Source organism: Sporolactobacillus putidus (genome assembly GCF_014647035.1).
In the GTDB taxonomy this organism is placed as follows: domain Bacteria; phylum Bacillota; class Bacilli; order Bacillales; family Sporolactobacillaceae; genus Sporolactobacillus; species Sporolactobacillus putidus.
In genome coordinates this window covers 14,668-27,115 of record NZ_BMOK01000018.1, presented here as the reverse complement: position 1 = coordinate 27,115, position 12,448 = coordinate 14,668, and the positions used below count along the sequence as shown (strand labels likewise).

The window sequence follows — 12,448 nt, the reverse complement described above, 5'->3', positions numbered from 1 at the left end:
AGCGGCGGTTTCTGTGTGATACACAGGATGGTATTAACGAAAAACTTGGCAAAGCCAAGCCCTGGCGTAGGCTGAGCCTTAGTTGCGGGGGCCAGGACGGCCTAATGCCGAACATGCCGCAGGACGCGGCGATCTGTTCGGTCGTTTACACTATAATCCTTAAAATTTTTATACTTTCCTATAGTGCAAAAAAGGCGTAACTCAGTCGTTACGCCCGGTTTGACTCTATGTCAAAATTGACTTATTCTGCCGGTTGCTCTTCTGAGGCCTGAGCGCCTTCAGCTGCAGACGGTTCTTCTGCTTCTTCATTCTTGCCGCCGTAGGAAACCGAGACAATAACTTCTTCAGGATCACCGATGATCGTGTAGCCGTTCTTTGCATCAATATCGTTGATCCGGATATTTTCACCGACTGCAAGTTTGGACACATCGACTTCGATCGAACTTGGCAAATCCTTCGGCAATGCGCGTACAGTCAGCTCGTTCAACTGGTGGTTTACGACCGCTCCGCTGCCTTCAACTTCTTCGGTCCCCTGCAGAACAACAGGAACAACGGCATCAATTTCTTCGTTCATATTGATTTCAAGAAAATCAATGTGCTGGATCGTGCCCTTCAAATTATTGAACTGTAAATCATGAGCCATAACCGTATATTTTTTCTTGTCACCGATGTTCAGCGTAATGATCGCATTTCTTCCTTCGCTGCGAAAAAGCTTGTCCACTTCTCCGGCGCTGACTGCTATCGATTCATTGCCCACCGTTTTGCCGTAAACAACAGAGGGAATCTGGCCTTCTTTTCTCAGCGTTTTAGCAACTGATTTTTTGAAATGATCGCGGATAACCGCATTTAATGTTGCCATGTTCTGCACTTCCTTCTAAATAATTTATCGTTTTTCTTTTTCATCCTGCCCTATTTTCATACAAATTCATCGGCCGTTACGGGCAAGACATGATCCGTCCGCCGTTAATTAAACAGCCGGCTTACGGACAGCTTCTCGTGAATGCGAATGATCGCTTCGCCCACAAGCGGAGCAACAGAAAGCTGTACAATTTTATCGATATTTTTCTGCTCCGGCAGCGGAATGGTGTTTGTGACGACGAGTTCGCTGATCGCCGAAGCCTGAATCCGGTCTATGGCAGGCCCCGATAAAACAGGATGCGTACAGCAAGCATACACCTTTTTTGCGCCGCGCTCAACCAGTGCATTGGCCGCCAGCGTAATCGTTCCCGCCGTGTCAATGATGTCATCAATAATGATTGCCGTTTTCCCCTGAATATCACCGATAATGTTCATAACTTCTGAAACGTTCGGACGCGGACGCCGTTTATCAATGATCGCAATCGGTGCCTTCAGGCGATCAGCCATTTTCCTGGCACGTGTCACACCGCCATGATCCGGGGAGACAATAACGATATCTTCAAGTTTCTTACTCATAAAATATTCGGAAAGGATCGGTACGCTAAGCAGCTGATCTACAGGGATGTCAAAGAAGCCCTGAATCTGAGGCGCGTGAAGATCCATTGTCAGAATTCTCGACGCTCCGGCGGTTTCCAGCAGGTTGGCGACCAGTTTAGCCGTAATCGGCTCTCTCGACCGCGCCTTTCTGTCTTGCCGCGCATAGCCATAATAGGGAATGACAACATTGATCGTTTTTGCCGAAGCCCTTTTCAGAGCATCGATCATAATCAGCAGTTCCATCAGGTGCTGGTTGACCGGATCGCTCGTCGACTGAATAACATAGACTTCACTGCCGCGGATGCTTTCTTCAATGCTGATCTGAATCTCGCCGTCGCTGAACGACGAGACCAGGCATTCCCCAAGATGGATACCGATATGTTCGGCGATCTGCTTCGCCAGATCGGGGTTGGAATTAAGACTGAATACTTTCAGATTTGGATCAAGATAGCTGACCATTCTAGTGGTTCCCTCCAGTTATTTATTAGTCCTGTAGTTTAACTTTAAGGCATAGTTTTCTTTGTTTACCTGCCGCGACCGCGCAATAGCGAGTGCATCCGCATTTACCGATTCGGTAATTGTCGATCCGGCAGCCACAAAGGCCCCATCGCCGATCGTAACCGGCGCCACCAGATTGGCGTTGCATCCGATAAAAGCTCCGTCCCCGATATGTGTTGTAAATTTATTTTTTCCATCATAATTCACTGTGATTGTGCCGCAGCCCATGTTTACATCTTTACCGAGAACGGCGTCCCCAAGATAGGTCAGATGCGATGCTTTGCTGCCCTCTCCGATCTCCGACTTTTTCACCTCGACAAAGTTGCCGATTTTCGCCTGATCATGGATCTTCGAGAGCGGACGGATATGGGCGAACGGTCCGATCTGCACGTGACTGCCGACCCAGCTGTCTTCGAGAACCGACTGCTCAACGACCGTTTCCTCTCCAATCTCGCAATTTCTGATCCGGGTGTGGGGACCAATCGTACAGCCGCCGCCAATATGTGTCTGTCCTGAAATGACGGTTCCCGGATAAATAACCGTATCAGCGCCGATCGTACATTCCGCCGACAAATAAGTACTCTCCGGATCTATGAGTGTCACACCTTGTCTCATGTGATGCCGGTTAACACGCGTGCGCATGTACTTTTCAGCGGAGGCCAGCTGAAGCCGGTCATTCACGCCGACCGTTTCCTCAAAATGCTCCGTCTGATAAGCGAGCACTCTCTCGGAGGCCTGAACGAGAAGTCCGATAACGTCTGGAAGATAATACTCGCCCTGGGCATTATTGTTTTCGACCTTGCCGAGAAGGGAGAACAGTTTGCGGTTGTCAAAACTGTAAATGCCGGTATTAATTTCCAGCACCTTCTTCTCTTCAGGCGTCGCATCCTTATCCTCAACAATCTTCGCAAGGTTTCCGGAGCCGTCCCGGATGATGCGCCCGTAACCCGACGGATCTCCGATTCTGGCTGTCAGAACGGCTGCCGCCGCATGATTCTGTTCCTGAAAATCGATCAGTTTTTCAATCGTTTCATGGGTAATCAGCGGGGTATCTCCATAAAGCACCACGGTTGTTCCGTCGAGCCCGGCAAGCCGTTCTGCAGCCTGACGGACGGCGTGCGCCGTTCCCAGCTGCTGCTCTTGCAGAAGGCATTCGGCATCCGTTCCGATACATGCCTTGACGGCATCGGCTCCATGGCCGACAATAACGTATATTTTTGAAAACTGTGTTTGGCTCGCTTCGTCGACAACATGCCTGATCATTGGTTTTCCGCAAACCTGATGCAAAACCTTATAGAGCTTCGATTTCATTCTCGTGCCCTGACCGGCGGCTAAAATGATCGCATAGCGATTTGACATGATAAACCCCCATACCTCTTCATTGATCCTCTGCGTCCATTTTAGACTATAGCTTAAAAACAGCCCTTTTTCAAGGGTGTCAGCCGAAACTCCGGACAGGCCGGAAGCCGGGCAGCCGCCTTATTTTCCGCATCTGCCGGCGAAATTAAAAAGGAACCGCTGACAGAAGGTCCCTTGGAAACCCTATTTTATTTTCATGAAGCGCCAGCCTGTTCAAAAGAGGGATCTTCCGCGCAGGCATGCTGATATTCGTTTAAAACGGCGGTCTGAATTTTTTCACGCGTGTTTGATGTAATCGGATGAGCAATATCCCGAAACTCTCCGTCAGGTGTTCTTTTGCTCGGCATGGCGACAAACATACCGTTGTTTCCGTCAATCACACGAATGTCATGAACGACAAATTCTTTGTCTATCGTTATTGAAGCAATGGCTTTCATACGTCCATCCGTATTCACAAGCCGTAATCTGACATCTGTAATTTCCATTGTTTGGACACCACCCTTTTTCCCATGAATGCGAAACCCTTATTACATGTTTCAACATAAAAGAGTGAAATCCTGCAAAAGTCAGAAAAGAATCGAAACATTTTAAAACTTTTATTGGACAAATTTGGAAAGCTTCAGGGAACGGGCAATCATCCATGCCCGAGCCTTTCGCCCTGAGGGAAACTAAGCGTTTTTAATCGGAGCCGAACAATCGGAAAGCCTCTCCATCACATTGCCGTCTTCAATCTTCAGGGTGTTCTCTGTTTCCGTAATAGAGAGCTTCAATAACGATGTATAATGGTTAACCAGTTTCCGCTGTTCGTCTTTCTTCTCGACAAACACGGCCATTCCTGCGACAACCGCGCCAAATTCCCGGGAAAGGTTCATCATGCCTTTCATTGTGCCTCCCGCTTTCATAAAATCATCGACGATCAGCACCCGTGCGTTCTCTTTTAAGCTGCGCCGAGGCAGCACCATCGTCTGAATCCTTTTGGATGAACCCGAAATGTAATTAATGCTGACGGTCGACCCCTCAGTGACTTTGCTTGTCCGGCGCACAACCACTACCGGGACGCTGCGCTGGGAAGCGACCGCGTAGGCAAGCGGAATGCCTTTTGTTTCCATCGTCATTATCGCATCGATTTTTTCATCTATGTAAACGGAAGCAATTAAACGGCCGATTGCATTGACATACTCCGGTTTGCCAAGAATATCCGTCATATACAGATAGCCTCCGGGAAGCAGCCGATCTGCCCGTGTCATTTGTTCTTTCAGCTTTCCAAGCAATTGTTCCGCCTCCTGGCGGCCCATGCATGGCATATAGCTGACGCCGCCCGTTGCACCGGCAAGCGTATGCAGTCGTCCGGCCCCCAGAGACTCGAAATTATCTTTTATAATGGCCAGATCTTCGCTGATTGAAGATTTCGCAGATTCGTACCGATCTGAAAAATACGACAGCGGAATAATCTGGTGGGGATGCTGCAGCAGAAATGCAGTGATATCCACTAACCTGCTGCTTCGTTTCAGTTTCATGACAGCCCTCCAAATCCGAATAATTTAAAGCAATTCTACACCTTTATTCGTATTTAGACAAGAGTTCGGCCGACCTGCATAGCCGCACGGCAAAAACCTGGGGACAATAACCCTTCATTCCGTTCAGTAATCGCTGCATCCTCGTCTCGCGCTGTGTCAGGGCGAACACAGTCGGGCCGCTTCCGCTCATCAGGATCCCTTCCGCCCCGATCCGCCTCATGTGGGCCTTGATCCGTGCAATTTCGTCGACTTTTTTCATCGTCACGGCTTCGAGAGTATTACCCAGCAAATGGCAGATCGCCTGAAAGTCCCCATGCATTATGGCGGCAATCATTGCGTCGACATCGGGATGCAAAGCAGGCTGATCATCCCATTCGCGATAAATTTGGGCAGTCGATACAGAAACATCCGGTTTTACGAGGACGATCCAGCATTGGGGCAGCGGAGGCAGCGGACTGATCTTCTCTCCCCTGCCCGTAGCCAGTGCGGTACCGCCTTTGATGCAGAAGGCAACATCCGATCCAACCTTCTTCGCAATGTCAAGCATGGATTCATAAGTCATACCGATCTTCCAGAGCCTGTTCAGTGCGCGAATCGTTGCCGCCGCATCGCTGCTCCCGCCCGCAAGCCCTGCAGCAACGGGTATCTGCTTATCTATGGAGATCTCCACTCCGGTACGAATAGAATATCTCTCTTTGATGATTTTAGCGGCCTGATAGGCAAAATTGCGATTGTCCTCCGGTACATAGGGTGCGGTTGTCCGGATAACAATTTTGTCTTCCGGCAGGCTTTCGCATTCGACCCGATCGGCCAGGTCAATGGTTGCCATGACCATTCTGACTTCGTGGTATCCGTCTTCCCGTTTACCGAGCACATCAAGGGACAAGTTTATTTTTGCCGGCGCTTTTTCAAGTACTTTCAATCGTTTCCCTCGTTTCTTATTCATATCTTTCATCATATCGGAAACCGGCCGTAAGAAAAAGGGGTTCTGCCTTTGTATTCGGCAAAAACCCCTTTTTTCATGCTCAATCATCGTGCCTTAATCAGCTCGAGTCGTCATCTGCTGTTCGGCTTTCTCGATGGCGCGCCGGACCATGTTGCCCGCATCACGGGCCCGGATGCCGCCCCATCCTTCTTTTTCTACCGTATCATAAAATCCCAGCTCTTTGGCAAGTTCTATTTTAAATGCTTCAGACATGATGCCTTTTCGTCTGGCCATGATCGGTACAACCCCTTTCCAATGGTCGAGCAGGAATAGGTTGCGTCGATCGGCCCTTTTCTATACACACATGCGGCTGCATATAAAGAAAGCGATCCCGTTCGTATAAATGCGCCCATCCGTTTTTGCATCCATTTGTGCGGAAACAAAAAAAGCGGGTGCACGCATCCGTCCAAACAGTCAATTGCTTTTCGAAAAAACAGTACTTACTGTCCGCTTGCTATTTCCTCTAAAAAGGTGAGTTCTACCGAGTCCGTCAACACGTCCGTGTAGCTGTAGGATACACGGTCGTAGCTATTCGAATCTTTATCCAGACGCACGATAAACACAGACGGATAGGTCCCTTCCAAAACACCGATGCGCTGAATGGTTTTACGCCTGCCTCCGCTTGCTTTAAGCGTCAAACGCTTGCCCACGCGTTCATCTAAAGCGCCTTTGATATCATTAATGGTTTTTCCCATCTCGACAATCCACCTCGCTTAATTATAAGTGTATCATAATGGATGCCAAAAAGTCAAATATTTTTGATTATATCAAGAAATCGTTATGACTGTCAATGTTTTTGATGATTTCTTCAATACCCTTTTTGTTTCCTTTACTAATATGCGCATTAATTAGCGATAAAATTCAGCCGTCCGGTTTTTCAGAAAAAAACCGGCAGCAGCCAGGTGTCAAAATCAATCCATTTAAATGAGAAACGCTATTCCGGCGGATAAGGCAGGCCCGTCCGCAGCATGCCGCGGCTTTCCACCCCGCCAAGTCCGCCCGGGCCAGTCAGCGTGTTCCGCAGCACTTCCCATACATTGACGCTGTCCATGAATGAGGTAAAACTGATTTTGGCCGCAAGATAAACCGGATCGAGGGCATGAATATTGACGCGATCAGGAGAGCTTGCGAAATTGGCACCTGAACGGATCAGTGATTCAAAATGCGATTGGCAGGCGCCGGCAAAAATGATCAGCTGATCGAGGCCCGGAGAGTGGAAGCGGACCTCCTTCACCGTCCGGACAAAGTGGCCCGAATGCCGGTAAGCTTTTATCTCCTCCGGGTTTCCTTTATTTTTCATAAAAGCGTCATGACCCGTCAGAACCAGGATGTCCGGACGTATCTGAGCGACCAACTTGGGCACGCGCTCAGGCATTTCCTCCTCAAGCATATATTTCCCGATGACGGGCACATTCAGTTTTTCATAAACGTTCAGACACTTCCTCAAATAATAAGGATCACCGTCAAGATGCAGGACCCGTCCGGGCATTTCGAAATAGGAAGTCCCCGACCGGTAGCCGCTTGTTGCCGTATACTCTCTTTTTAGTTTCATCTGCTGGTAATCCTGCCGGAACAGCCGGTAAGACTCCGCCTCTCTGGAACGTATCTTTTTCTCATATCTTTCCTGATCACGATCGGTGACCACTTTCAAATCATCCAGCGGCGCATCTGCATAGAGCCGCAAATCATGTCCCGTCAGCTCGGCTGTCTGCGCCTCAGGGTGAATCATCACCACGCGAAAGGGCAGATCAAGCTGATAGGAAACCCGTGCCACGATATCCCCCACCTGAATCGCCATGTTCGTCTCCCTTCTCCCCGATTCACAGAACCGCGCGTCCGAAAATCAAGGTCATCCCTACCATCCTATGTAGTGAAAACAGCTTATATGCTCCTTCAGAAAAGCGGTGGTGCCACCGGGTTCCGAATCAGGACCGGCCGGATTCCAGGAACGTTAAACCGTATGACTCTTCTTGAAGCCTGCGGCAATGATTCAATAAGAAAAACTTAGTCTTTGACGACGGCCTGAGCCTTAGTTTTTCTTATACTAGACACCTCTTATCTTTTATACTTTCTTATTTGTACAAAAAAAAAACGGAAAGAAAGTCATCCCGTTTTTTTGCAAAAATATTCTTATGATAAAATCACGCTTTTAATTTTCAGTAACATGTTCAAGCAAGGCATCGCTGAGCCGGGCAAACTCCGCAATCGTCAAGGTTTCTCCGCGGCGTTCCGGATTAATATCAAGTGCATGGAGAACCGAAAGAAGCTCTCCCTTTCGGTCTTTGGAATAGAGATTGCTCATCAGATTATTGATCAGGGTCTTCCGGCGCTGCGCAAAGCTTGCGCGGACGAGCCTGAAGAAAAAGGTCTCATCCCGTACGTTTACTTTTCTTTCGGTACGCACGGCAAGTTTAATCACGGCCGAATCGACATTGGGCTGCGGAACGAATACGGTTTTCGGAACAGTCATGATGATTTTCGGATCGGCCATATACTGTACGGCAATGGACAGTGATCCGTAGCTTTTCTGGCCCGGCCCGGCTTCCAGCCGGCTTGCCACCTCTTTTTGAACCATGACGACAATCGTCTGAATATGAAGTCCGCCGGTCAGCAGTTTCATCAGAATCGGCGTTGTCACATAATAAGGCAGATTCGCGACAACCGTAATCGGAACCCCTTCAGGGCATTCCTCGGCGATCACTTCTTCCAGATCAATTTTCAGCACATCTCCGAAATGTACGGAAACATTGTCGTGCCCCTGAAGGGTTTCCTTGAGTATCGGCTCAAGTCGGCGATCAATCTCGACCGCGATCACTTTTTCTGCTTTTCCGGACAGAAATCGGGTCAGCGCGCCCGCACCCGGCCCGATTTCCAGCACGTAGCTGTCTTCCTTCAGCTCCGCCGCCTCGACAATGTGCTTCAAAATGTTTTCATCGACAAGAAAATTCTGGCCGAGACTCTTTTTCAACGTGAACTGGTGCCGGCGGATGACATCCCGCATGACTTTCGGCGAAGAAATGCGCTTATTCACTGGCGGACCCTCCCTGTTTGATGGCGGCCATTGCCTGCTCCAGTTCCTCCGGCGTGATCTGGAACATACGCAGCCTTTTGTATAACTGCTTGCCGTTCGTGTAGCCGATTTTAAGCGAATCGCCCAGCTGTTCGCGAAGTCTGCGGGATTCCGTGCCGCCCAGCAACCCGTAGTCTCTCAGCATCTGCATCGCAATCTGTTCATCCGGTTCTTCAAACTGTGTGTAAACTTTGGAGAGGGCTTCACGGATAGCCGCCGGTGACGCATGTTCAATACCCAGACTTTCGTTTGCCGCTCCCTTGCCCTGACTGCGGGTGATAAATGCGTGTTTGCATCCGGGTACCTTCTGGCTGATGATTTTGCGGATCCGTTCACCGGGGAAATCCGGATCGGTAAAGACAATCACACCGCGCCTCTCATGCGCATGCCGGATCGCTTCGATCGTCCTCCGACTGACACGCGATCCATTCGTTTCGATCGTATCGGCTTCAAGCGCCCGGCGGATTGCTTCCGTGTCGCTTTTTCCTTCCACAACAATAATTTCTTTGACAATCATATCCTGACTCCCTTGTTGCTCCTTGAGCTGCTGGGTCGCACAGTTGAATCTTAGACAACCCATGTATCCTTGCTGCACGCCTATTCTCAGTTTACTTGAGAAAACCGGCCAATATGAAAACAGCGTTCGGCATTTTCCGAAGTGACTCTTGCGATCTCATCCAGTGACACACCTTTAATCTCAGCCAGTTTTTCCGCCACCAGCATGACTCTTGCCGGCTCATTGCGTTTACCCCGGAATGGATGCGGACTGAGATAAGGGCAGTCTGTTTCAATCAGCAAGCGGTCGAGCGGCACCATGGCCGCAGTTTCCCGCTGAATGCGGGCATTTTTGAATGTCAGAGGACCGCCGAAACTGATATAAAAGTTCAGTTCAATAAATTTCCGTGCCCAGGACCAGTCATCGCTGTAACAATGCATGACACCGCCGACCCGATCGGCATGCTCCTCGCGGAGTATCCGCTCCGTATCTTCCGTCGCCTCACGGTTATGAATGATCAGCGGCAGCTGCTTCTGAACCGCGAGACGGATCTGCCTTCGAAAAACGTCGTGCTGCACTGTTTTCGGCGACTTGTCCCAATGATAGTCAAGACCGATTTCGCCCAGCGCCACGACCCCCGGATGATCTAAATTTTCCGCAATCAGACCGAAGTCTTCCTCGGTCATGTCGACAGCGTCTTCCGGGTTCCATCCGATTGCTCCGTAGATGCTGTCATACTGATCAATGATCGGGAAGACCTTCTCGATCAGCGGCCGGTCGCAGCCGACAACGACCATCCGGTCAACCCCTGCTTCTTTCGCCCGCTGCAAAACTTCTGAAAAGTCCCCGTCAAAGGCCTCGTCGTTGATGTGTGTGTGCGTGTCGAATAACATGAGGTCCCTCCCTTCTTCTTTGAAAAAGCGGTGCATGGTGAAAAATATCGCCGTGAACCGTCCGTACAAAAAGCGGAAAGTCATGCACATGGGCATCTGCACATTCCTTTCCGCCAGCACCTCTATATATTGAAAATTAACGGATTTTTGTCCCGTTCGGCAGCGGCCCGGCGACAGTGGCCACTTTCAGCCTACCGTCCGCTTCTCCCGCCAGCAGCATACCCTGCGATACTTCGCCGCGCAGTTTCACCGGCTTCAGGTTGGCAATCACAATGATCTTCTGCCCGACCAGTTCTTCGGGTTTGTAATAAGGGGCGATGCCTGAGACAACCTGACGCTTCTCATAGCCGAGATCAAGCTGCAGTTTCAGCAGTTTGTCGGCACCTTTGACCTTCTCAACCTTGAGCACTTCGGCAACCCGCAGATCGATTTTTTCAAAGGTGTCCAGCCCGATTTCTTCCAGAGGCCGGGTCTTCGACTTTGTTTCTTTATTCCCGTTCGGTTTCGTTCCGGCCGCCCCGCGCATCCGGGATTTGATGTAGCCGACTTCTTCCTCGATGTCGAGACGGGGGAAAATCGGATCCTCCTTGTGAACCGTCCAGCTGCCATTATTGACCGCATGATCATGCAGCGAGTCCCATGTCTGGTCGGCGGGATCCGTTACGCCGAGCTGACGGAAAATCTTTGCCGGTGTCGACGTGAAAAACGGCTGAATCAGAATGGAAACCGAGCGGATCGTATTGGCGAGGTGCGCCAGAACAGACGCCAGTTCCTTCTGTTTCCCCGCATCCTTCACCAGAACCCATGGCTGTGTATCATCAATGTACTTATTTGCCTGTCCGATCAGTTTCCAGATTGCAGACAGCGCAACAGAGAACTGAAGATTCTCCATTTGCGTCTCGACTGTGGAAACAGTCTCCGCGAGCGCCTCTTCAAGCGGCCGGTCAAAAACCGTGACCTGGCCCGGATAAGCGGGAACCCGGCCGTCGCAGTATTGTTCAACCATGGCAACGGTCCTGTTGAGCAGGTTGCCGAGATCGTTGGCCAGGTCAAAGTTGATCCGTTCAATGAATGCTTCCGGTGTAAACAGGCCGTCCGATCCGAAAGGCACTTCGCGGAGCAGATAGTAGCGCAAAGCATCCAGTCCGTAACGGTCGATCAGCGGTTCCGGATCGACGACATTGCCCTTCGATTTCGACATTTTGCCGTCTTTCATCAGAAGCCAGCCGTGGCCGAACACTTTTTTCGGCAGCGGCAGACCGAGCGCCATCAGGATAATCGGCCAGTATATTGTATGGAAACGTACGATTTCCTTGCCGACAAGATGAACGTCGGCCGGCCAGAATTTTTTGAATCCGGTATCGTCATCGGAACCATAGCCGAGCGCCGTGATATAATTTGTCAGCGCATCAAGCCAGACATAGACCACATGTTTCGGATTGTCCGGCACTTTGATGCCCCAGGAAAAAGACGTCCGTGAAACGGCCAGATCTTCAAGTCCCGGCTTAATAAAGTTGTTTATCATTTCGTTCTTGCGCGTCTCCGGCTGAATGAAATCGGGGTGTTCTTCATAATACTTCAGGAGCCGGTCCGCATACTTGCTCATTTTAAAGAAATAACACTCTTCTTTGACTTTTTCAACCGGATGGCCGCTGTCCGGGCTCTTCCCGCCGATGATTTCCCCTTTGTCATTTTTCTCGATGTCGACAAGCTGGGAGGCGGTGTAGTACGTCTCGTCCGGAATACTGTACCAGCCCTCGTATTCACCGAGATAGATGTCGCCCTGTTCCTCAAGCTGTTTGAAAATTTTCTGAACAACTTTCGTATGGCGTTCCTGTGTCGTCCGGATAAAATCGTCATAGGAAATATCAAGCTTCTTCCACAGCTGCTTGATCTGTGCCACCATGCCGTCGACATAGTCAATCGGCGCGATGCCCTGCACATTGGCCTTTTCCTCAATTTTCTGACCGTGCTCATCGGTTCCCGTCAGGAACATGACGTCGTAGCCGCGCAGTCTCTTGTAACGGCACATGGCGTCCCCGGCCACCGTTGTATACGCGTGGCCAATATGTAATCTTCCGCTAGGGTAGTAAATAGGCGTTGTTAAATAAAATGATTTCTTTTCTCCAGCCATAAAGCCCCTGCACCCTCCTTAAATAGCGATTCCCCTATGAT

At 50.0% G+C, this 12,448-nt stretch carries 13 protein-coding genes; all 13 read right to left on the bottom strand.

The window, feature by feature from the left end; genetic code table 11:
• Positions 1-241 precede the first annotated feature (241 nt).
• The 13 genes from IEX81_RS15160 to metG all read right to left on the bottom strand — a co-directional run bounded on the left by IEX81_RS15160 (position 242) and on the right by metG (position 12,407).
• The gene (locus tag IEX81_RS15160; RefSeq protein WP_188804840.1) at positions 242-859 is read right to left on the bottom strand and encodes a 50S ribosomal protein L25; all 618 of its coding nucleotides are present in this window, start codon (positions 857-859) and stop codon (positions 242-244) included.
• 104 nt (positions 860-963) lie between these two features.
• A complete protein-coding gene (locus tag IEX81_RS15155; RefSeq protein WP_188804838.1) occupies positions 964-1,914 on the bottom strand; it encodes a ribose-phosphate diphosphokinase in 951 nt (316 codons plus the stop codon).
• Positions 1,915-1,932: 18 nt separating this feature from the next.
• Entirely contained in the window at positions 1,933-3,312 is a 1,380-nt protein-coding gene (glmU, locus tag IEX81_RS15150) for a bifunctional UDP-N-acetylglucosamine diphosphorylase/glucosamine-1-phosphate N-acetyltransferase GlmU (RefSeq protein WP_188804836.1), read from the bottom strand.
• Between the two features lie 194 nt (positions 3,313-3,506).
• Entirely contained in the window at positions 3,507-3,797 is a 291-nt protein-coding gene (gene spoVG / locus IEX81_RS15145) for a septation regulator SpoVG (RefSeq protein ID WP_188804834.1), read from the bottom strand.
• 183 nt (positions 3,798-3,980) lie between these two features.
• Positions 3,981-4,829: a pur operon repressor gene (gene purR / locus IEX81_RS15140; protein WP_188804832.1), complete on the bottom strand. Its 849-nt coding sequence runs from the start codon at positions 4,827-4,829 to the stop codon at positions 3,981-3,983.
• A gap of 43 nt (positions 4,830-4,872) precedes the next feature.
• Positions 4,873-5,751, bottom strand: a complete 879-nt coding sequence (gene ispE, locus IEX81_RS15135) for a 4-(cytidine 5'-diphospho)-2-C-methyl-D-erythritol kinase (RefSeq protein WP_188804830.1) — start codon at positions 5,749-5,751, stop codon at positions 4,873-4,875.
• A 117-nt stretch (positions 5,752-5,868) separates the two neighbouring features.
• Positions 5,869-6,048, bottom strand: coding sequence for a small, acid-soluble spore protein, alpha/beta type (locus IEX81_RS15130; protein WP_188804828.1), 180 nt, complete (start codon positions 6,046-6,048; stop codon positions 5,869-5,871).
• Between the two features lie 206 nt (positions 6,049-6,254).
• Positions 6,255-6,509, bottom strand: coding sequence for a Veg family protein (locus IEX81_RS15125; RefSeq protein ID WP_188804826.1), 255 nt, complete (start codon positions 6,507-6,509; stop codon positions 6,255-6,257).
• Positions 6,510-6,748: 239 nt separating this feature from the next.
• Complete coding sequence (yabG, locus tag IEX81_RS15120) at positions 6,749-7,612, bottom strand: sporulation peptidase YabG (protein WP_188804824.1); 864 nt, start codon at positions 7,610-7,612, stop codon at positions 6,749-6,751.
• A gap of 351 nt (positions 7,613-7,963) precedes the next feature.
• Positions 7,964-8,845, bottom strand: coding sequence for a 16S rRNA (adenine(1518)-N(6)/adenine(1519)-N(6))-dimethyltransferase RsmA (gene rsmA, locus IEX81_RS15115; RefSeq protein WP_188804822.1), 882 nt, complete (start codon positions 8,843-8,845; stop codon positions 7,964-7,966).
• Positions 8,838-9,401, bottom strand: a complete 564-nt coding sequence (rnmV, locus tag IEX81_RS15110; RefSeq protein WP_188804820.1) for a ribonuclease M5 — start codon at positions 9,399-9,401, stop codon at positions 8,838-8,840. Before rnmV ends, rsmA begins: the two co-directional genes overlap by 8 nt.
• 86 nt (positions 9,402-9,487) lie before the next feature.
• Positions 9,488-10,273 carry a TatD family hydrolase gene (locus IEX81_RS15105; RefSeq protein WP_188804818.1) on the bottom strand — a complete coding sequence of 262 codons (786 nt, stop codon included), beginning with the start codon at positions 10,271-10,273 and terminating at the stop codon, positions 9,488-9,490.
• Positions 10,274-10,409: 136 nt separating this feature from the next.
• Positions 10,410-12,407 (bottom strand): methionine--tRNA ligase, encoded by a 1,998-nt coding sequence (gene metG, locus IEX81_RS15100; RefSeq protein ID WP_188804816.1) that lies wholly within the window; start codon positions 12,405-12,407, stop codon positions 10,410-10,412.
• Positions 12,408-12,448: the final 41 nt, after the last annotated feature.